General features: G+C 56.2%; 17 protein-coding genes. 4 read left to right on the plus strand and 13 right to left on the minus strand.

Annotated features, from left to right (window positions below):
* Window positions 1–47 precede the first annotated feature (47 nt).
* Window positions 48–737 carry a 23S rRNA pseudouridine(2604) synthase RluF gene (rluF, locus tag ABC395_RS25275; RefSeq protein ID WP_413006465.1) on the minus strand — a complete coding sequence of 230 codons (690 nt, stop codon included), beginning with the start codon at window positions 735–737 and terminating at the stop codon, window positions 48–50.
* A gap of 161 nt (window positions 738–898) precedes the next feature.
* Here rluF and ABC395_RS25280 point away from each other — a divergent pair, with 161 nt between their 5' ends.
* Window positions 899–2,215, plus strand: coding sequence for a phytoene desaturase family protein (locus tag ABC395_RS25280; RefSeq protein WP_413006466.1), 1,317 nt, complete (start codon window positions 899–901; stop codon window positions 2,213–2,215).
* Between the two features lie 158 nt (window positions 2,216–2,373).
* Complete coding sequence (locus ABC395_RS25285) at window positions 2,374–3,309, plus strand: RNA polymerase sigma-70 factor (protein ID WP_413006467.1); 936 nt, start codon at window positions 2,374–2,376, stop codon at window positions 3,307–3,309.
* Between the two features lie 113 nt (window positions 3,310–3,422).
* On the opposite strand, the gene ABC395_RS25290 is transcribed toward ABC395_RS25285, so the two are convergent.
* The 8 genes from ABC395_RS25290 to ABC395_RS25325 form a co-directional block, all read right to left on the minus strand.
* Window positions 3,423–3,725 carry a hypothetical protein gene (locus tag ABC395_RS25290; protein WP_413006468.1) on the minus strand — a complete coding sequence of 101 codons (303 nt, stop codon included), beginning with the start codon at window positions 3,723–3,725 and terminating at the stop codon, window positions 3,423–3,425.
* 148 nt (window positions 3,726–3,873) lie between these two features.
* Entirely contained in the window at window positions 3,874–4,770 is an 897-nt protein-coding gene (locus tag ABC395_RS25295) for a diacylglycerol/lipid kinase family protein (protein WP_413006469.1), read from the minus strand.
* A 145-nt stretch (window positions 4,771–4,915) separates the two neighbouring features.
* A complete protein-coding gene (locus ABC395_RS25300; RefSeq protein WP_413006470.1) occupies window positions 4,916–5,785 on the minus strand; it encodes a DMT family transporter in 870 nt (289 codons plus the stop codon).
* A gap of 168 nt (window positions 5,786–5,953) precedes the next feature.
* On the minus strand, window positions 5,954–6,694 hold the full coding sequence (locus ABC395_RS25305) for an ABC transporter permease (protein ID WP_413006471.1): 741 nt from the start codon (window positions 6,692–6,694) through the stop codon (window positions 5,954–5,956).
* Between the two features lies 1 nt (window position 6,695).
* Window positions 6,696–7,409 carry an ABC transporter permease gene (locus ABC395_RS25310; protein WP_413006472.1) on the minus strand — a complete coding sequence of 238 codons (714 nt, stop codon included), beginning with the start codon at window positions 7,407–7,409 and terminating at the stop codon, window positions 6,696–6,698.
* On the minus strand, window positions 7,406–8,320 hold the full coding sequence (locus ABC395_RS25315; RefSeq protein WP_413006473.1) for an ABC transporter ATP-binding protein: 915 nt from the start codon (window positions 8,318–8,320) through the stop codon (window positions 7,406–7,408). The genes ABC395_RS25310 and ABC395_RS25315 overlap by 4 nt, the downstream gene beginning before the upstream one ends.
* Window positions 8,321–8,396: 76 nt before the next feature.
* On the minus strand, window positions 8,397–9,758 hold the full coding sequence (locus tag ABC395_RS25320) for a sensor histidine kinase (RefSeq protein WP_413006474.1): 1,362 nt from the start codon (window positions 9,756–9,758) through the stop codon (window positions 8,397–8,399).
* Window positions 9,755–10,432 carry a response regulator transcription factor gene (locus tag ABC395_RS25325; protein WP_413006475.1) on the minus strand — a complete coding sequence of 226 codons (678 nt, stop codon included), beginning with the start codon at window positions 10,430–10,432 and terminating at the stop codon, window positions 9,755–9,757. Before ABC395_RS25325 ends, ABC395_RS25320 begins: the two co-directional genes overlap by 4 nt.
* Before the next feature lie 225 nt (window positions 10,433–10,657).
* Here ABC395_RS25325 and ABC395_RS25330 point away from each other — a divergent pair, with 225 nt between their 5' ends.
* Window positions 10,658–11,578: a serine/threonine protein kinase gene (locus ABC395_RS25330; protein ID WP_413006476.1), complete on the plus strand. Its 921-nt coding sequence runs from the start codon at window positions 10,658–10,660 to the stop codon at window positions 11,576–11,578.
* Between the two features lie 3 nt (window positions 11,579–11,581).
* On the opposite strand, the gene ABC395_RS25335 is transcribed toward ABC395_RS25330, so the two are convergent.
* The 3 genes from ABC395_RS25335 to ABC395_RS25345 all read right to left on the minus strand — a co-directional run bounded on the left by ABC395_RS25335 (window position 11,582) and on the right by ABC395_RS25345 (window position 15,477).
* Window positions 11,582–11,761, minus strand: a complete 180-nt coding sequence (locus ABC395_RS25335) for a hypothetical protein (protein ID WP_413006477.1) — start codon at window positions 11,759–11,761, stop codon at window positions 11,582–11,584.
* A gap of 322 nt (window positions 11,762–12,083) precedes the next feature.
* Window positions 12,084–14,501, minus strand: coding sequence for a TPM domain-containing protein (locus ABC395_RS25340; protein WP_413006478.1), 2,418 nt, complete (start codon window positions 14,499–14,501; stop codon window positions 12,084–12,086).
* A 103-nt stretch (window positions 14,502–14,604) separates the two neighbouring features.
* Window positions 14,605–15,477 carry a LysR family transcriptional regulator gene (locus ABC395_RS25345; protein WP_413006479.1) on the minus strand — a complete coding sequence of 291 codons (873 nt, stop codon included), beginning with the start codon at window positions 15,475–15,477 and terminating at the stop codon, window positions 14,605–14,607.
* 97 nt (window positions 15,478–15,574) lie between these two features.
* On the opposite strand from ABC395_RS25345, the gene ABC395_RS25350 reads away from it, so the two are divergent.
* Window positions 15,575–16,525, plus strand: a complete 951-nt coding sequence (locus ABC395_RS25350; protein ID WP_413006480.1) for a DMT family transporter — start codon at window positions 15,575–15,577, stop codon at window positions 16,523–16,525.
* 99 nt (window positions 16,526–16,624) lie between these two features.
* On the opposite strand, the gene ABC395_RS25355 is transcribed toward ABC395_RS25350, so the two are convergent.
* A complete protein-coding gene (locus ABC395_RS25355; protein ID WP_413006481.1) occupies window positions 16,625–21,634 on the minus strand; it encodes a glycosyl hydrolase family 18 protein in 5,010 nt (1,669 codons plus the stop codon).
* Window positions 21,635–21,647 lie beyond the last annotated feature (13 nt).

Genomic DNA, 21,647 nt, shown 5'->3' on the forward strand with positions numbered 1-21,647 from the left:
CTCTTCCTGTGGTGTAGATAAGATGCTGCCCTTCACTGCCGCCGTTCTCAATCCAGCAGCTCCATCAGCCGCCTGAACTCGGATTCGCTCAGGTCTCTCCATTTTCCTTTGGGGAGTCCGTCCAGCTTGATATTCATGATGCGCACCCGCTGCAGCCGGTGCACCTGATACCCGAACGCCTGACACATGCGCCGGATTTGCCGGTTCAGTCCCTGCGTCAGGATGATCCGGAAAGTATGGTCGTTGATCCGGGTCACTTTGCACGGTTTCGTCTTCGTTCCCATAATGCGGACGCCCGTGGACATGCCCTGCACGAAAGAGTTCGTAATCGGCTGGTTCACGGTGACGATATATTCCTTCTCATGGTTATTTTCCGCACGCAAAATTTTATTGACGATATCCCCGTCATTGGTCATGAGGATAAGTCCTTCCGAGTCCTTATCCAGACGGCCGATTGGGAAAATTCTCTCCGGGTGCCGCACAAAATCGACGATATTGCCTTGAATGTGGCGCTCCGTCGTGCACGTGATGCCAACCGGTTTGTTCAACGCTATATAGACGGACTTCTTCTTGGTCCCCAGCGGTTTGCCGTCGATTCTCACATCGTCCCCCGGCTCGGCCGTACTGCCCAGCTCCGCCGGAGCACCGTTGATGGTCACACGTCCGGCTTGAACAAGCTCGTCCGCTTTTCGTCTGGAGCAAATGCCCGTTTCGCTAATGAATTTATTGATCCGCATGAAGCTGCTGTCCCCTTCTTTTGCCTGTTAGGTTGTGAGTACCCACCGATTTATATGCCTGTATTGTACCATAATCGGATGCAATTCGCGCCGCCGCTCTGTCACAAAAACGGACCCTTCCCCGTCTTGATGGCATCACACCCAAACGGAGGATGAGAAAGATGGAAAAAACCTATGATGCAGCCGTAATCGGCGCCGGTCTGGCAGGGCTGATTGCCGCGGCAAAGCTCGCTCAGGCAGGGAAATCGGTCGTTGTCCTGGAAAAATCGCACCGGCTCGGGGGCCGGGCCATAACGAACCTCAAGAACGGAAGTCTTTTCAACCTGGGCGGGCATGCCTTATACCTGGGCGGAGAAGCTTATTCCGTCATGAAGGAAATGGGTGTCAAGATGGAGGGAGGATCGCCGCCGATCAACGGGTACGGCATTTGGAACAACCGGCTCGTTCCGCTGCCCGTCGAACCGATGAAACTCCTCTCCTCCAAGCTCCTTGGCTGGACAGGAAAAATTCAGCTCGTCCGTCTGATGACGGCTCTCCGCAAATATGACGGCGGCTCTCTCCCCGGCATCAGCCTCCGGGAATGGACCGAGCGGGAAATAAGCGATCCGATGGTCCGTCATTTCTTCTATGCCCTCTGCCGGACGGCCACATATGCCGCAGACCCGGACAGCCAGCTTGCGGGCCCGGTGCTCCGTCAGGTGCACACTTCCCTGAAGGGTGTGCGGTATCTTCACGGAGGCTGGCAGACACTGGTCGATCAGCTGCGGGATCTGGCGGTGCGGGCGGGCGCGGATATACGGACGGGCAAAGCGGCCGCCGAAATTATCCATGACGGTTCCCGGATACAAGGGCTGCGGTTAGCGGACGGGGATCGCCTGGACGTATCCCATGTGATCGCCACGTCCGCACCCGCCGATCTTTTCCGCCTTGTTCCCGGGGCGGAGAGGACCGTACTGCGGAGCTGGAAAGAAGAAGCCCGTCCCGCCATGACGGCTTGCCTGGATCTGAGCCTGAACCGCCTGCCGGTGGAAGGCCGTCATTTTGTGATGGGGCTGGACCGGCCGGTCTTTTTCTCGCATCATTCGAGGGTCGCGAGCCTGAGTGAAGACGGCAAACAAGTGGTCCATCTGATCAAGTATAACGGGCCCGGCGAAAGCAGCCCCCGCGCCGACGAACGTATACTCGAAGAAACGATGGACCTGATTCATCCCGGCTGGCGGAAAGAGCTTGCCGGCCGGCAGTTCCTGCCGAACATTACGGTCGTGCCCGATACGTTCCATACAGGCCGGTCTTCCGCCTGCGCGGGCCCTGCCGTTCCCGGACTGAGCGGACTTTACGCGGCCGGCGACTGGGCGGGCCATCGTGAAATGCTGGCCGACGCTTCGGCGGCTAGTGCCGTCAGGGCAGCTTCCGCCGTGCTTGAAGCGCTTCGTGCCGAACAATTCGTAAACGGCGCCCGGGAAACCGTCGCGTTTTGAGCCTGTCTATTGCCGGGAAGCTCTTCCCGATTTGCTTATGTTCATAAAAGAAGAGCCGGTATACACTGGGGTTATGAAGGTATGCCGGCTTGGATATCCAGCGGTTATTATCCTTCCCGTTCTATCGGGAAAGAAAAAAAGAGAGGTGCCTTGCTTCTATGGAAACGGAGAGATTATCGACCGAACAGCTGTACACGGCTTACAAGCCCCTTCTCTTTTCATTGGCGTACCGGCTGCTGGGAAGCGTCATGGACGCGGAGGATATCGTGCAGGAAGCCTTTCTTTCCATGAACGGAGCGTCCGCCGCCAAACCGATCGAGAATCCCAAAGCGTACTTGTGCAAAATCGCCACGAACCTCTGCATCGACCGCCTCCGCTCCCCAAGTTACAGGCGGGAAGCGTATATCGGGCCGTGGCTGCCGGAGCCCCTCGTGGAAGGAGCCCCCGGAGCGGACGACCCGGCGGAGAGCCTCGTGCTCCGCGAGTCTCTCTCCACCGCTTACCTGCTTTTGCTGCATCAGCTTACCTGGGTGGAGAGAGTCGTATTCCTCCTTCGCGAGTCGCTGCAGTACGACTACGACGAGATCGCCTCCATCGTCGGCAAGAGCAGCACGAACTGCCGCCAGATTTTTCACCGGGCGAAACGCAGCCTGGGAAGCCACGCCCTTCCGCCGGAGGAACCGGCAGTGCCGGGCGTTCCGAACCTGCTTGCCTTCCGGCAGCAAACCGGACGCCTGGTCGACAGGTTCGTGAACGCGCTGAAAGCCGGAGACACGGCGGGACTGCTGGCAGCGCTGGCGGATGAAGCCGTGCTTTATTCCGACGGCGGCGGTAAAGTCTCGGCGGCCGTGCGACCCATTATCGGCGCGGACCGGATAGCCCGTTTCTTCGCCGGTCTTATTCAGAAATTCGGCCGGGAGTTCTCCCGGCTCGACATCGTACACGTAAACGGACTGCCGGGATTGGCAAGCTATTCGAACGGGAAGCTGTCGTCCGTCGTCTCTTTTCATTGTGAAGAGGACCATATCGCGGCTATCTATATCGTAATCAATCCGGATAAACTCCGGCATCTGAGTCATATACAACCGGAATAAAAGAAGCGGGCTCTTGGCCGCTCTTCCGGCGGAGGGCTACCTTCGCATTTTGGGCCGGGAAAAAGCTATTCAGCAGCGGGACAGCAGGGAACCCCGGAGAATAGCAAACTGCACTAGGGCTCCCGGACCCCGGCGAAAACCGTCAGCAGCAGAGCCCCGATCAGAGCCCCGGCGACCAGGAAGATGCTCCCCGCTGCGGCAAATTTCAGAAAGCCCGGCTTCTCTTTCAGCATGCCCGCATAACCCAGCACAAGGCTGGCGGCAAGCGAACCGATGGCGGTATAAAAAAGCAGCCGAATGCCCGCCGACTCGTCACCCGCAGGGCTCTCCGAAATCAGGTAGCTCCCGACAAGCATCAGAACGCCCAGACTGCTCAGCAGTGTAGAACCTGTACCGGACTTCTTCTTCGATTCCATGGCAGCCTCCGTAATCATGAGATTTCTTTCTTATACACCATTCATACGAAACGGAACGAAGAAGTTTCCGGATGCCCATTGAAAAAAGGGAAAACGCCCGTCTCTTGGAGGAGATACAGGCGTTTTTTCTTCCGGATGCCGCTTGTTTTTACGGCTGTTCTTCCCCGACGAGGAACGTCAGCTTTTTCCCTAGAACCGAGATATCCGCCGGAGTCTGCACATAAATTTCCCCGTCCATATCCGCCTGCATAGGCTGATCCGTAGTCAGCTTCAAAGAAGTCGTGCGGACGAACTCGAAGCTGCTTTTCTCCGAATCCCATTCCTGGAAGTTTTTGATTTTGAACAGCTCCTTCAGAAGCGGCAGACCTCCTTCACGGATAATCGCCACATCCAGAACACCGTCGTAAAGAGCATCCGAAGCCAGCGGCAGCGGCCTTGTGCCGAGAAACCGGCCGTTGGCGACGAAGAGCATCACCGCTTCCCCGCCCGTCCGCCCGCTGTCGTGTTCCAGCGTAAACCGGAAAGGATTGGCGGACGTTACCGTCTGGAGCGTGCTGATAAAATAACTCAGCTTGCCGATCGTTCCTTTCAGCTGCGGATTGATGTTGACCGAAGCGTCGGTAATAAGGCCGATACCGAAGAAATTCGAGAAATACCGGTCATTCGCCCGTCCGATATCTACCGGCTGTGTCTTCCCCCGCATAAGGGTCTCCGCGGCCCGCTCCAGCTCTTGGGGAATATGAAGCGCCCGGGAGAAGTCGTTGCATGTCCCGCCGGGCAGAATGCCGACGACAGGCGGATCTTCCAGCGGGGCCAGCCCGTTCACGCATTCATGGACAGTTCCGTCGCCGCCCAGCACGAGGAGAAGATCCGTCTCCCCGCCGCGTTCCCTGCAGATCCGCTCCGCATCTCCCGGTTCCTTCGTCTGCATCAGCGTGAGTTCATCAATCTCCGCCGCAAGCGGACCGATCACCGCTTCCAGCCTGCTGCCCGTCTCCGCCTGTCCGGCGCTGCCGTTATGAATCAGAATCGCTTTTTTGAACATGCTCTCCGCCTCCTCCGCTTACGCCAATTTCCATCTCTAGCCTGTACTTACCCCGCTGCGGAAATTCAAGTCACCTTTTCCGGAAAACCCGCTCCGGTTTCCCCATCCCGCTTTCCCCGCATTCGCTCCGTTTGCACGCAGTCCCTTATCCGGCCGCACGTCTTTCCCGGGAGACCGGCTTTTTTGAATTGACAAACCAGATGCCGATCAGCACGAAAACGATGCCCGTCACAGTGCCCGCCCTCAAAGTTTCCCCGAGAAAAAGAACGCCCGACAGAACGCCTATGACCGGCACCAGCAGCAGGGAAACGGACGCTTTGCCCGCTTCGGCCCGCGATAAAATATGGAACCACAGGACGAAAGCGAACGCGGAAGCGACAATCCCGGCAAAGCCGACATAAACCGCGGGCATAAGTCCCCAGTGGCTCTCCCCGTGTTCAAAAACGGCCGAATACAGAAACAGACCCGCCGCTCCCGCTACCATCTGCCAGGTCGTAAACTGCAGGTTGTCGCAGTGGGCCAGCTTGCGCTTGATGATCACGTTGGAGACGGCCCAGGCAAGTCCCGACGACAGAGCCAGCAGCATGGCCCAGAAGCTGCCTCCGAGACGCACGTCCAAAGCGAAGAACATGCCGATGATTCCCGCGATCAGCCCGATCGTTTTGCGGGTCGTAAGCTTTTCCCCCGGAATGAGAAAGTGCGCCATCAGCGTCAGCCAGAGCGGCATACTGTACGTCAGCACGGAGGTAAGCCCCGCACTGATATCCTCCAGCGAAATCTGGATCGCGAGATTGAAATAAGCCGTCTGAAGAATTCCGCACAGGATAAACCATTTCAAATCCTTCCGTGACGGAACTGGGACCTTTTTGAACAGACAGAACAGCAGCAGAGCGGCCGCCCCTACTCCGAAACGGTACCCGGCGAACAGCACCGGAGGAAATACGCCGTTCGCGAGCTTCATGATCACCCAGTTGTAGCCCCAAATGAGGCATAAAAGTCCGATTAACCCGTTCAACTGCCAACACCTCTTTAATCGAATCACACCTTGCGGAGCTTTTCCGAAAATTTTCTACCTCGTGCGCCTCCGCTTTCCTTAACGAAAAAAAGAGAAGATGCACCTTCGAGGCACCTTCTCTCATTCTATCATTTATCCAGAAAATGGGAAGAAATCCGTAAAAACTCATCAAATTTCTTTTCTTTTAAAATAACTCAGTCCTGACAGGAAGAAAACGACGAAACCTCCCAGAATGACGTAAATGAGCGTTTCGAAAGAAACGTGGAGAGATCCGAAGCTGTCTTCCGTCGCCGGAAGCATCGCCAGGAATGGCTGCGCCCACGGGTAGAACGGGCCGTACGTCTCGGAATTGGCTACGAGAATGTTCGGCAGCGTGAAGATAACGTTGAGCGCAAGCGGGGCGGCGAAGCTCACCCAGGCTACGGATACCGAGAGCTGCAGAGCCGCCAGCGGCAGAGTAGCGAGCCAGCCTCCCAAGACGGGCCACAGCAGGTGGCTCCAGGGGATGCTTGCGCCGAGTCCTTTGATAAAGCCAGCTCCGAGCAAGCCGCCGAGGAACAGCAGCTGAGTGACGGCGAGCAGCCCGGTGACGAGCAGGAACTTGGCTATGAACAGGTGGGAACGCGACACCGGCAGCGCCAGCACCTGCTTCCAGCCTCCGCCCGTGTGCTCGTAGCGGCACACGAAAGCCGCGAAGACGCCGGTGAGCAGCGGGAGAAACAGCATCGCATGAATAACGGCCATCGTGCTAAGCAGAAGCGCCCATGCGATCAAGGGTTCATTCGCCGGCACGGTCATGGCCAGCCCGGCCGCGAAAGCGAGCAGCGGAGAGATGAAAATCAGCAGCCAAATGTTCGTTTTGCGCAGCTTCAGCCATTCGGCACCCAGTATGTTAAAGAAAGCGGCCATCTCAGTTCACATCCTGTCTTGTAAAGTGAGTCAGCCCGATCAGGAACACGACGATGCCCGCGGCGATCCCAAGCCATACGTTAAGCTCGGGCCGTCCGGCCTCGTTCACGAGCAGGGGCCATTTCCACAGGAACCAGTCCGGCAGCCGGATCGAAAAGAGGCTCAGGACGGTTCCCAAAATTCCGGCCGTCAGCGGGATGGCCTGATTCCGGACCGCTACCGACAGCCACAGCTGGACGGCCAGGATGGGTGTGCCGGCTAGAAGCGGGAACAGGCTGATGCGGATGACCTGCAGAACGGGAACGTTCATCCCGAAGCCGAGCAGGAAGCCGAGAAGCACGGACCCCGCCGCCAGCAAGAGGCACGACACCAGCAGCAGGATGAGCACAAGGAGCAGCTTCGACGTGAAGACGCTGAAGCGGGAAACCGGCAGGGCCAGCAGCTGCTTCCAGGAATTTCTCTGATGCTCGTAGCCCGCGATCATCGACGTCAGCAGCGTCATGCCGAGCAGCAGGGCCGGGGCCGCAAGGAACTGGACGTTCGAGAGCAGCCCGTACCAGAGATCGTTCGCGTACTGCTTGATCAGATAATCGTAACGCAGCCCGAAGTTGACGGCCTGGAGGCCGACCACGCCCACGGGACCCAGCAGCACGAGGAACCAGACAAGCGTCCGGCGGATTTTCAGGAAATCCGCGGCCAGTACTCTGCCGATCATAAGCTGTCTCCCTCCCCTACCAGGTCCAGGAAGAAATCTTCCAGCGATTTCTTCTTCTCTTCCACCCGGTAGACGGAGTGTCCCGCCTGGACCAGACCGGCCACAACCTGCGCGATCTTCTCGTCGGGAGCTTCTTCGAGAAGAAGCGAAGACTCGTCGGCCACCGCGAAGCAGCCGGCCGAGGCGGCGGTGCGCAGCGCCTGCTGGGGCGCGTCCACCGCAATGCGGATCTGGCCGCCCGCCTTTCTTCGAAGACTCTCGATCGTGTCTTCGAAGATCATCGAACCGCCGCGGATAATGCCCACGCGGCTGGCCATCTGATCCACCTCGCTCAGCAGGTGGCTCGATACGAGAACCGTCACGCCGTACTGCTGCGGCATGCTTTTGATCAGCTCCCGGATCTCCAGGATGCCGGACGGGTCGAGCCCGTTCGTGGGCTCGTCGAGCACGAGCAGCTCCGGGCTGCCCAGCAGCGCGGCGGCGATGCCCAGACGCTGCTTCATGCCGAGCGAGTAACCCTTCACCGGGCGTTTCGCTTCCTTCGTCAGGCGGACAATCGCCAGCACTTCGTCGATCCGCTGTTTCGGCACGTCGAGAATGCGGCGGATAGCCTCCAGATTTTCGTAAGCCGTCAGATGGCCGTAATAGGAAGGGTACTCTACCAAGGAGCCGACCTTGCGCAGGATCGCCAGCTTTTCCTTGCGCAGATCTTTGCCGAACAGCTGAACCGTCCCTTTCGTCGGGCGGATCAGGCCGAGCAGCATCCGGATGGTCGTCGTTTTCCCGGCGCCGTTGGGTCCCAGAAAGCCGTAAATATCTCCTTTGCGGATTTGGAGATTCACGTTGTCCACGGCAGATCTCAATTTGTATTGTTTGGACAACCCGAAGGTTTGAATAATCATTTCGTTCATGGAAAATCACCTCGCTCCTTATGTTAAAGAGCGAAGGTTAATCCCAGGGTGCGGATAGTTTAAGATTCGTTTAAAATCACCGGTCGCGCGGGAATAAATAGATTGCCGTTCCTTCCGGCGAGCTGACGACATCCCAGCCCAGATGCATGTCTTTCACCATCAGCGCGACGATCGTGAGGCCGATTCCCGCCCCTTTCTCCGCCGACGGCGCCTTCATGCCAGGGCCCTTGTCCTCGATCACCAGCGCGGTCCGGCCGTCCCTTTCTTCGGTACGCAGGCCGATATACCCGCCCGACTTGGCATGCCGGAGCACATTCTGGAACAGATTGTCCAGAATCCGGTTCATCCACTGGGGATCGGCCTTCCAGTATACGGGATGCTCCGGCACACCGACGTCCATGACCATGCCTTCTTCCTCGAACACGGGGTACCAGGCGGCGGCGGACGTCCGGGCAAGCCGGGCCACGTCGATCTCGGCCAACTGGAGCGGGTACTTCCCGGCGGAAAGCAGCGTATACGACAACAGGTTGTCGATAAGACGGTTCAGATCGTCGGACTTCGCCTCGATCAGCGTCAGCGAAGATTTGCCTGACGCGGAGATCGGCTCCTTCCGCAACGAGTAAGCATGGCTGCGGATAATCGTCAGCGGCGTGCGCAGATCATGGGACAAATTCGCGATGAGCTGCTTGCGCAGGCCTTCCTCTTTCCGCTCCCGCCGGCGGCTCGTCGTCAGCTCCTCGATCATCCGGTTGAAGGCCAGCTCCAGCTGTCCGATTTCGTCCTTCTTGCTGACGGCTATCGGATGGGGAATATCCCGGCCCTCCGGCAGCGCCATCGCCTCCTCCAGGTGAACGAGCCGCTTGCGGATGCGGTAGAAAAACAGCCACGACATGAACAGGAATAAGCCGAAGGCCAGCAGGACGAGGCCGATGACATACCTGTCGCTGTAGATTGGCCGTTCTTCCTTCATCAGCGCCCGCGGAATCTGCATCACCATAAAGCCCTGCGCCGCGTCTTCCCCCACGAAAGCGACCGTTGTAAAAGGATCGCCGTTGTAGCTCTTTTTCATAAAAGAGATCGTATCGGCCGCTTCCCAGACGGAGGGAAGGTCCTGCCTTTCCGGCAGGGTTAAGCGTGTTTTGCCGCTGCCGTCGACCCAGAACAGGTCCGCCTTCGGATACTCCTCTTTCAGCTCCCGCATCCGCTTGTCGATTCCCTCGTCTCCGGCGCCCAGCAGCTTCTTGGCTTCCCCGTGCCAGAACTTCTCGATGTCATTTCCCCTCGCATAAGGGTTGGCTTTCCGGTTCTCTTCCTGGGTTTTAAACGAATGCGGCAAATAATACAGAACGGCGGCCATCGGGAAAACAACCGGCCAAATCAGCATCGCGAACACCACGATGCACAAATATTTGACCAGCAGCGAGTGGCGCCACTTCATGCTCTCACCCGGTAACCGATGCCGCGGATCGTTTCCACGATCTCGGGCTGGCTGGGATCCCGTTCGATTTTTTCGCGGAGATAGCGGATATGAACCATCAGCGTTTTGTCTCCGTCGATGTAAGAGTCTCCCCAAACCCCTTCATACAACTGCTCTTTTGTAAGAATCTGATTCGGATGGCGCAGAAAATACATGAAAATCTGAAACTGTTTTCCTGTCAAAATAATTTCTTCCCCGGTCCGCGTATCCACGATCCGGTTCTCCTCCATATTTACCTGCAAATGATGCAGCGTGATCTCCGCCTGCGCCGGTTTGCCCGTACGCCGCAGCAGCACTTCGACACGGGCCGCCAGCTCATCCGGATGAAACGGCTTCGTCACGTAATCGTCCGCAAACTGAAGACCCTGCAATTTATCGTCGATGGAGGTCCGGGCGGACAGCATCAGAACGGGCGTATCCGGGTAATTCTTTTTCATCCGCTGTCCGACCGAAAAGCCGTCAAGTCCCGGAAGCATCACATCCAGAATAACCAGGTCGCTTTGCTCCCAGTATTCCGCCGCCTTCTCTCCGGATTTCAGCCAGTTCACCTCATAGCCCCGCTCGCTCAAATGGCTGTTTACCCATTTTCCGATTTCGGGATCGTCCTCAATGTACAAAATTTGTTTAACGGCCATGCTTCTAACTCCTTCCGGTCTCGCTACCGTTACTTTACAAAGACACCCGCGGGATTGTCAAAAGGGGCTGCTACTTCGGACGGCGTTTTTACGTATAACATGCTTATGAATACGCGGCAGCGGCACTGACGATAAAAAATGACGCATCCCGTCTGAGGAACGCTATTCTGCCCGTCATGATTGTGACCGGAAGCCGTAATACCGGCCGGAAAAGGAGAACTTGCCATGAGGATGTCCCAACGCTTCAAGCACCTGTGTACCTATCTTCATAAATGCTTCGGCAAAAGCCTCCGGTCTATACGCGGGTTGCCTTTCCGAAAAGGCACTGTAGTTGCAGGCACCTACAAAATCGCGGAAAAACTCGGGGCCGGCAGCTTCGGCGTCGCCTATCTGGCCCTGAATACGGTTAACGGACAGCAGGTGGTGCTGAAAAGGGTATCGCCCGTAAGAGGCGGCAAAAAGCGGGCGGAGGACATCTTCGCGCAGGAAACCGCCATGCTCCGGCGGCTTCATCATCCGGATATCCCGGCATTCTATGAGGCTTTCCGCTGGCGGGGCGAGTTCTGCTTTACGATGGAGTACGTATGGGGGAGCTCGCTGGATGTCCTGCTGTTCCGCGAGGACAGGGTTTTCTCCGAGAAGGAAGCTTTGCTGCTTCTCCGGCAGCTGCTGGAGCTTGCCGGGATGCTGCACAACCGGGGAATCGTTCACCGGGACTTTTCGATCGCCAACGTGCTGCTGGATGGAGACCGGGTGAAGCTGATCGACTTCGGGCTCGCTCGTGCGGTCGATTCCGGGGATTCCGGCGGTTCCGCTCCGGACAGCCTTCACGGAAATCATTTGTCCAGATGGGATGCGGATGTGGACGACGACGATCCGTCCGAGAAAAAATACCGGCGGGCCGTTCATGTGACCAGCGATTTTTACGCCGCCGGCCATCTGCTTTTATTTTTGCTGTACAGCACCTATTCCCCGGAAGACGATAACACGGCAAAAGACGCCGGACTAAGCTGGGAAAAGGAGCTTCCGCTTCATCCCGGAACGAAAAAACTGCTCCGCCGGTTGCTTTTGGCGGAACAGCCTTATGAACGTGCGGATGAAATACAAAGCGATATCGATGGAATTTTGACGAAACTTGAAGGATGAGGATTAACTGCTGTAGGAACTGGAAGAACGTTTTTTCTTGTAGTGACTGTGGCCGTAGTTATTGTGGCCGTTGTAATTCTTGTGGGAATGTCTGCGGAAATTGTCGCTGCTGCTGTGGGGACGGTAGTGGGAGCCTTTGTGCTTGTCGGCACCAAGAAGTTTAGTCAGCAATTTTTTTAGCATGGCCATACCTCCTTTTGGGTGTACTATACGGCGGGACAGCGAAAGCGTTTCAGATCCGGGAGAAAATCGCCTTTGGGCAGCTTTTATCGTTGCGACGCTGCGCGGCGGACGGCCGAGCCCCGGGAAGTTAAAAGGGCAAAGGCAGCGGCGAATTCTCACGTTGGTTAACAGACAAAAAAGAAGGAGGACTGAGGAGTTCCTCCTTCTTTCTTCCGCACCGCGCGAAGCTCTCGGCGCGCGGTGCTCGGCGTCCCATGCCAGTGGTCAACCACATTCGGTTCATCCCCGCGACTTGTCCGCGCTTCTCATGCCGCGCGGCACCCTACCATTTGGACGATCCCGAGGATCGCCCTCCGGAAGAGCCGCCGCCCCAGCCCGAGCTGCCTGAGGAACGTCCTCCTCCGCCGCCCCAGCCGGAACTGCCCGAGGAGTAGCCTCCTCCCCCGGGACCGCCGGGGCCTCTGCGGCGGAGCTGCTCCTCGTACATCCGGCGCTGATAGTCCCGGTCCATCTGCTCCAGCAACTGCTGGCCGGACGAGATGCGCTGCATCGCTTCCGCGAAAAGTCCCCGGGCGATAAGCCCCCTGCTCTCCTCCATCAGCGTCTCGTAGCCGGAGGAATAGGGTGACAGGCTTATGCTGCCGCCGTACCGGGAATGCCGGCTCCGGTATTCCCCTTCGAGCTGCCTGACCGAGCGCAGCGTCTCTTCTTTCTCCCGCAGCAGCTGCTGCACCCGCTCCGCGGCCTGCCCGGCCTGGACGGCGAGCCCCCGCTGGCGCTCTTCCAGCAGGCCCACGTCCAGCACCGGCGCTTGCGCGAGCTGCTCCAGCCGGGCCAGCCTGCTTTCGCCGTCGCCGATCATCGCGGACAGCTCCGGTGATTCCACCTGGAGCTCCCCGAAGGCGGAAGCCGCCTGCCGCAGCCGCCCGCGTTCCTCGTCCAGCGCAAGCTTCACGGCCCGTGCCCGCGAGTTCAAGCTGTCGTGATACCCGAGAATCCGCGTGCGAAGCTCCCGGATCTCGGTCATCAGCGCTTGAGCTTCCGTGCCGGCCTCGCGGGCCGAGCGGTATTTCTGGACGTCCGGGGCGAGCCCGGACCGGATCTCCGTCAGCCGCCGGCCGAGCTCTTCGCGTGCCCGCATCAGGCGGTCGTAGTCGGCCTGCAGCTCCTGCCGGTGCACCTCCGCGTAACCGCGGGCGACTTTAAGGACCTCCTCCGGGTAAGCGCGGTCGAAACCGCCGAGATCGTCCGTCAGCTCCCCGATCTCCCCGGCCGTCTTCCGCGCGGACTCCCGGTCGGCGATCATCGTCTCCACGAGGCTGCGGGCGGCCTTCATCCTCTCGTCTATGGCAATCGCGCTGCGGCCGCCCTCTTCGGTGTCTCCCGCTTCCAGCAGAGTCCCCAGGCGGGCGGTTTCCTCCCTTGCCTGCTGAAGCAGGGCGTAAGGGTCGCCATCGGTGAGCAGAAGGCTCTCCCGCCGGGCTTGTTCCCGGAGCTCTTTTTCCAGTGCTTCAATCGCAGGCAAAATTCCGGGCTGCCGTGCCGACAGCGCGTCGAACTCCCCAATCGCTTTCCGGATGAAATCCAGCTCCCCGAGCGCGGTCCGGACGGACGCTTCCGCCTGCATGAAGTCGAATTCATCCAGCTCGTCGGCCTTGGCATAAGCCGTCTTGGCCTGCTCCGCATGTTTCCTCAGTACGGTCAGCGGATAACCCGTCCGGCGGGCGAGCGCTTCGACAGCTTCCTCCGCCTCGGCGATGCCGTTCTTTGCCCGGTCCACGGATTTTCTGACTTCCGTGGACTGCTTTTCGATCTCCGCAAGCTGCGTCCCGTACGGCCCTATCTTTTGGACAAACTCCTGTACGGCTTGAAGAAGCTTTCTTGTCTCGGCCTCCGCTTTGGCGTTGATGAGGAAGGGAATCTTCTGTGCCGCCAGTCGTCCGCCCAGCTTTTCGGATTCCTCTTGCAGCCGCACTACCGCATTTTCCAGCTCGGCGGCTTTTTCTTTCGTTTCTCCCTGCAAAAACTGTTTCTCCAGGTCCTGAAAAACTTCCGAAAACAGCATCCCGTTCAGCACCGGCTGCGTTCCGTCCAGCAGTTGCTTCGCTTCCCCCAGCCGTTTCCGGGCCGCGGCCCTTCTTTTGTACTGCCAGAAAGCCCAAATTCCCGCTCCGATCACGGCCAGTCCCAGCACAACGGGGAGAACCGACGCCATGCCCGCGCCACGGGAACCCGCTGCGCCCGAATCGCCGGCGTTCCCGGAAGAGGACCCCGCTCCGGCAATCGAGTTCACGTAGCCGCTGACCGCCAGGATACCTCCTCCAATTCTGCCTTCTCCCGCGGCCGGCACGAACTTAAGATCCACGATCCCCTTGGCATTCTTTGCTTTGCTCCGCGCAACGGCCGCGGCCAGCTGCTCGTTCTCATAGACCAGATGGACATAGTTCGGCTGAGTCGTAATGACCAGCATCAGCTGATTCCGGTTCAGCCCCCATTGATCGTAAGCTTCATTCGCGAGCCGTTCTCCTTCACTCTCGGACAAACCCTTAGCGGTAAGCACAAACACTTCGTAATCTCTGTTCTTCAGTCCGCTTTCCACCTGACGGATCTCGGATTGCGTAAGCAGTCCGACGGGATCGGTCACGATTCCGTCTTTCCGGGGCACGGCTGCGGCAAATACGGCCGTACAGGTAAGAAATAGGAGGAGCAGGGCGATCCCTATCACGCGTATTTTCTTCATGTTGTTCCCCTTTCGCTCGAATGATCTGTTACTTGCTCCTTACCCGAAAATACCGGTTCTGCTTCTTTTCCGTCCTAAAAACCTCTGCCGTTGTCCGCCCTCGTCATTCCCGCGGAAAAAGCTCTCTGGCCGTTTGAATAAACAAATGGACCGCCAGCGAGGCTTCTTTTAATGAAGGCACGGCTACGGATATATCCCGGCAGACGCGAGGCTCCAAATCGAGCGTAACAAGGCCCTGAGGCAGGGCGGATAAGGACAAACGGGACAAGATGGCGAGCCCCAGCCCTTCCCGGATCATATTCAGCACCGTTGCGACATTGGATGCCGCGAAAGCGAGCTGGAGGTCCGCACCCGATTTTTGAAACAAATCGATAATCGGCGCTTCATACCCACCTCTGCACAAAATCATCGGCTCCCCGCTCAAATCGGACATCGTAAGAGATCCTCTGCCGCCCAGCGGATGAGTCTCGGGAAGAACGGCTACCATTTTGTCTCTAAAAAGAGGAACGATCTCCATATCCGCATCGGGAAAAATAACGAGTCCCACATCGATAAACCTCGTCGAAAGCCACTCCTTCACTTCGGCAATCGTGCCTTCATGGAGCACCAGCTGGAGATTCGGATATTTCCGCTTGAACATGCTCATGATTTTCGGTAAAAAATGAGCCGCGGCCGTAGGAAAAGCACCGATACGTACAGTTCCGACCTCCAGCCCCTTCTCCGCTGCGATTTCCTGTTCGATGTTCTCGACACGCTGCAAAATTTCGCGCATCTGGATAAGCACTCTTTTGCCGATATGGGTTAGGGTAATGCCGTTCTTCCGGTCCCGGATCATTAAATGAATGCCGAGATCGGCCTCAAGACTTGAGATGGCATGGCTCACCGCAGGCTGCGTCATGTTGAGCTCCAGGCCCGCTTTGGTGAAGCTTCCGGTCTCCGCTATTTTCACAAAAACCTGAAATTGAGTAATGGTCATAACCTTTCACTTATGCTCCTCATAAAAATTATTCATTTTATTTATCTTATAGCCCATCGTATCATAAGAAAGCAGTTCTAACCAAGGAGTGATTCAGATGGAACGTTCTTCCCGTAAACGAACGGTTTTCCTGCTCGCGTTTCTGGTCTTGATGTGGGGGATCAACTGGCCTCTGACCAAACACGCGCTCATTTATACACCGCCCCTGCTATTCGCGGGCATTCGTACGCTGATCGGCGGCTTCCTGATGCTGCTCGTCGCCATCCCGCGATACAAAAAGCTCAACTTCAAGCGGACATGGCACATTTATCTGATTTCCGCCGTGCTGAACATCATGTTGTTCTACGGCCTGCAGACCGTCGGTCTCGGTTACCTGCCCTCGGGGCTCTTCTCCGCTATCGTGTTTTTCCAGCCGGTGCTGCTTGGGATTCTGTCCTGGCTGTGGTTGGGAGAGTCCATGTACGGGCTCAAAATGTTCGGTTTGCTCCTCGGCTTCGCCGGTGTGGCGACCATTACATCCGCCGGGCTTAGCGGGCATATCTCCATAACCGGCATTCTGCTGGCGCTCGGTTCCGCGGTAAGCTGGGCTTTCGGTACCGTCTATATGAAAAAAACAGGCGAACGCGTCGACTCCATCTGGATGGTCACGATGCAGCTGCTGATGGGCGGAGTCGTTCTGACAGGCACCGGACTTTCAACGGAAAGCGTCTCGGACATCGCCTGGACCGGCCCTTTCATCTTCAGCCTGCTGTTCATTTCGGTTTTCGTCATTGCACTGGGCTGGCTGACATTCTTCACGCTGGTCGGCTCGGGCGAAGCGAGTAAAGTCGCCTCGTTCACCTTCCTCATTCCGCTGATCTCGATCACCGCCAGCGCCATTTTCATGAACGAAGCGATTACGATCAACCTGCTGGCGGGACTCGTCCTCATCGTGGTCAGCATCGTGCTCGTCAATATGCCCCGCCGTTCATTACTAGCCGCGAGGGCAAAAAAGTCGAAAGATCTTCCCCCTTGCGCAAGTCTGGCACAAGCAAGGGATTATAAATAACGGTCTGGGAACAAGAAAAACCGGCGGAAAGGCTGAGCCTTCCGCCGGTTTCTTTTTTTATACGCCTATCCGTTCATTCCGCATCTTTGCGAGCCGCGATTACTTAACGGGGATTACCTGGACCAAAGCATCGAGAAGAGCTCCCGATTTGTCCATGCTGTATTCCCAGAACATCGCACCGCCCAATCCCTGATCCTGTACATACTGGGCTTTCGCCTTTATGGATTCGGGATCGTCGTAGGACAGCCACGTGCTGCCGTCAAAGAGATACGGTGCCTTGGCTGCATCGTCCCAATAACGGGTATAGCCGTTGGCCGCGTTGTATTTCTCCAAAATTTCGCTATAAGTCGGAGTATACTGCTGGCCTTTACCCTTTTGCCCTAAACCGTTATTGTCTGTCGACTCCACATCCAACCAGATGTGGCTGTAGAAAGCGATGCCGATGACGATTTTGTTGGCGGGAACTTTAGCGTTTTTATACATTTTTACTACGTTGTCCATACTGAATCCCGGTCCGTAGGCGTTCGTGTGATGCTCCGTATTTTCAACCCAGGCGCCTGAGTAATCGTAGGTCATGATATTGAAATTATCTAGGTAGTTGGATATCTTTTCAGCTTCCAAACCATCTAATTTATCAGAACCGGCCCCTGCCGCCATTGAAATTTCATAATATTTATTGTCGGCAAGTCCCAGCTGATTCAGCTTATCCCGCAGCATTTGAAGGAACAACGTATAGTTGTGCTTGTCTTCCTTTCTTGCTGTCATATCACCAGTGGCGTCAATAGTCGGATACTCCCAGTCGATATCCACGCCGTCCAGATTGTACTTCTTGATATAGTGGATGATGCTATTCGAGAAGGTGTCGCGGGCTTCGTTAGTCAAAACCGCATCGGAGAAGCCGTCCGCTCCCCAACCGCCTACGGCAAACAGCACTTTAAGGTTAGGATTCTGTGCTTTCAGGCTGTGAATGTATTGGTAGTTCTGATCGTCCTTTTGTTCCGGACGCGTAATGATTTTGTTGTCTTTTACCAGCGTAAAGGAATAGTTCAGGTGCGTCAGTTTGTTGGCGTAAACCGAATTCGTGACGGACCAGTCTTCCCAGCCGGCGATGTAAGCGATGACTTTCTTTCTAGGGTCTACTTTAAACTTAACGGTTGTAGAAGCCGTTTTGCCGCTTTTACCGTGAACGGCCGTTACAACCAAGGTGTAGTCGCCGGCTTCGGTAATGCCGGTTCCTTTAGTGTATTCCTCTCCGTTCAGCGTAGCGACACCAACCGTACCCGGTGCATCATCCCAGTTAGGTAGCACACCTGTCGTGTAAGTCTCCCCTTCCTTGACGTTGGCGATTTGCGGTTTCGCAGGCACAGAAGTGGTATCAGGCGTATAAGGATTGCCTTTCAGCCCGTCCACCAGAGCATCGAGAAGAGCACCCGTCTCGTCCTGACTGTATTCCCAGAACATGGCTCCGCCGAGCTTTTCCTTCAGCGTATAAGCCGCTTTCTCGGCCATGGACTGAGGATCATCGTACGAGATGAAAACTCCTGCTTGGGCATTATACAGATATGGAGCTTTGGCGTCTTGATCCCAATAACGAGTGTATCCGTTGGCTTCGCTGTAAGTCGCGAGAGTTACGCTGTAAGTTGGGGTAAGCTGAGTTCCGGTAGCTCCTTGTCCCAGTCCGTTATTGGCCACGCCGGTCCACAAATGGCTGTAGAAGGCTGCACCGATTACGATTTTATGTGCAGGGACTCCATTTTTCTTATACAGTTTCACGGATTGGTCAATGCTGTTGTCGCCCGTTCCATAAAGATTCGTATGATGCTCCGTCTTTGGAACCCAAGCGCCGGCGAAATCATATGTCATCAGGTTGATGTTATCCAGAAGCGGAGTAATCTTGTCGATTTCAACGCCATCCAGATATCCGCTTCCCGCTCCCGCCGCAATTGTAAGTTCATAATAGCGGTTAGTTTCCAGTCCCAGCGCGTTAAGCTTGTCCCTCATTAATTGAAGCAGGGAAGTAAAGTTCTGCTTGTCTACTCCTCTACCTATGACAATCCCACCGGCTGTTTGCGTCGGATACTCCCAGTCCAGATCAACGCCGTCCAGGTTATATTTTTTCACATACTCGATGATGCTGTCGGTAAACGTTTGACGGGAAGCTTCCGTTAATGCCGCGTCCGAGAAGCCGTCCGCTGCCCAACCTCCTACAGAAATTAAGGTTTTGAGGTCGGGATTTTGAGTTTTGAGGCTGTGCAGATATGCATAATTGGCATCGTCATTCTGTCCTTCGATCGGGACGATCTTGTTGTCTTTGATATGCGTAAACGCATAGTTGATGTGCGTCAGTTTAGCCGCGTCGACAGGCTTTGCTTCGGACCAGTTCTTCCAGCCGGCCACGTAACCGATTACTTTCGTTTGTGGCTCGACTTTAAACTTCACGGTCGTGGAAGCCGTTTTGCCGCTTTTGCCGTGAGCTGAGGTAACGACGAGCGTGTATTCACCGGCTTCGATAATGCCGGTACCCTTGGTGTAAGGGGCTCCGTTCAGCGTGGCGCCGCTTGCGGTACCCGCTGCGTCTTTCCAGTTAGGCAGTACGCCCGTCTTGTAAGTCTGCCCTTCGCTTACACCCGTAACTACAGGCGCGGCAGGCACGGTTGTATTGTCAGGGTTCAGAGCTTGGCCCTTAACGCCTTTAACCAGCGCGTCCAGCAAAGCTCCCGTCTGATCCTGGCTGTATTCCCAGAACATAGCTCCGCCTAGTTTCTGGCTCAGCACATAGCTTCCCTTTTCATGAAGGGATTGCGGGTCGTCATAAGAAAGGAATACTTTTGTTTGTTCGCTATACAAGTAAGGTGCTTTGGCCTCGCTATCCCAGTAGCGCTTGTAGCCTTTAGCTTCATTATAATTCGAAATGATTTCATTATAAGTCGGTGTCGCGCCGTTACCGACTGCCTTTTGACCCACAATTTTACCGCCTGCCGCTTCTACATCCGTCCACAGGTGGCCATAAAAGGCACCGCCGATTACGATTTTGCTTGCCGGCACTTTATTGGCCAGATACAGCTTAACGGATGAATCTACGCTCAGATTACCGGCATACAAATTCGTATGGTGCTCCGTTTTTTGGACCCATTGACCGGCAAAGTCATAAGTCATCAGATTAATATTGTCGAGCAGCGGGGTGATTTTCTCGATTTCAACCCCGTTGAGGTATTTTTGCGTAGCGCCGACAGCGATCGTCAGCTCGTAATATTTGCCGTCCTGGCTTCCCAGAGCGTTCAGCTTCTCACGAATCGTTTGAAGCATCAGCGTGAAATTCTGCTTATCCTCCGGCCGCGCCTTCATAAGACCATCTGCGCTTTGCGTCGGATACTCCCAATCCAGGTCGACACCGTCCAGCTTGTATTTCTTGACATACTCGATGATGCTGTCCGCAAACGTATTACGGGAACTATCGGTCAGCGCCGCATCGGAGAAGCCGTCCGCTCCCCATCCGCCGACGGAAGGAAGGATTTTCAGCTTCGGATTGTCCTTCTTCAAACTTTGCAGATAAGCATAGTTCGCATCGTCGTTTTGTCCCGGAAGAGCGACGATTTTATTGTCTTTTACATGGGTGAACGCATAGTTGATATGCGTCAGTTTGGCTGCGTCGATCGGGTTGGAGGCCGACCAGTTTTTCCAGCCCGGCACATACGCGATGACCTTCTTGGCCGTATCCGTGGAACCTCCGCCTCCGGAGCCGCCGCCACCGACCCAGCCACCGCCGCCGCCGATCGGCGATCCTGTCGTGATGGAGTCTTTCTGCGGGCCGTCTACCTTGACAGGAGCTTTCTCGAAGGAAGAGCCTTTACCGCCTTCGTTGACCGTCGCGTTTTCAACGGAGCCGTAGCCGGTAATTTTGGCCAAGGCGTTCAGCACGAGAGAAGCGATGCTGGCGTCGTTGCCCACGGCCAGTGTCGTGTCCTTTCCGTCCACGGTCACTTTGGAGATGGAACCTTTGGAAATATCGATTTTGATGCCGGAAGCGAGCACGTTAAGGGAGTTAAATGCTCCGATCAGTTGAACCGTAGATCCGGCAGGCAGTTCTTTCGGAAGGATCACATCGATAAAACCGGCTCCCGTCAAAGAACTTTCCTCTAACTTAACGGAAGACTGGACATAGGTTTGCTGGACGGAGGAATTCCCTTGGGCCACGAGACGGACCACGCCGGTTTCCTTATCGACAACAACCTTGATCAGAACCGTGTCTACGAGATGGATGGAGTTTTCTCCGCCGCCGTTGACCGTAACGGTTCCCGATACTTTCACGTTCTTCAAGGTGACATCCCCGTTTTCGATGCCTTTACCGAGAAGGAGGTTGCCTTGAATGACCGTGTTTTGCAGGGTAACGCCCGATACATTAACGGCAACGTTCCCGTTAACCGTTTCGGTTCCCGAAGCAGGCCCGAACGTGCCGGCCTTGTCGTAGGTAACGGTTTGTAGCGATGGAGCGCGGCCCAGCAGGACTACCGTCTCTGCGCGGGTCAGCTTGCCTTCGGGACGGAAGGTGCCGTCTTCGTAACCTTCGATGACTCCTTTGGCTACCATGGCGCTTACCGCGCCTTTGCTCCAGTCGGCAATCGACGCCGCGTCTTTGATGCTCTTCAGCGCGTCTTCGGAAGCCGCATCCAGCTTGAGCAGCTTGGAGAGCATGACCGCGGACTCCTGTCTGCTGACCGGCTGATCCGGACGGATGCTGCCGTCGCTGTAGCCGTCCACATAACCGGCCGCAACCGCTTTGCTGATTTGTTCGTACTGCCACTGCTCCGCCGTAACGTCCGTAAACTGGATCGAAGCGGAAGCCGTTAATTTATAGTACCGGTTAATAAGCGCCATAAGCTCTGCGCGCGTAATGGCATTATCCGGCTTAAGAGAGCCGTCCGAATAGCCTTCGATCAGCCCTTTATCCTGCCATTCGCCAAGCTCTTTCTCTGCCCAATGCCCCTTGATATCGGCCGGCCGGGCGCTTTCTTGTCCCGAAACAACAGTCAGATAAGTTGAAAAGACCATGCTTGTACATATAAGTAAAACAAGCCATCTCCAAACAAATGATTGCTTAAGCGCTTTCATACTACACCCCAAT

The organism is Paenibacillus canaveralius, assembly GCF_047238265.1.
Taxonomy (GTDB): domain Bacteria; phylum Bacillota; class Bacilli; order Paenibacillales; family NBRC-103111; genus Paenibacillus_F.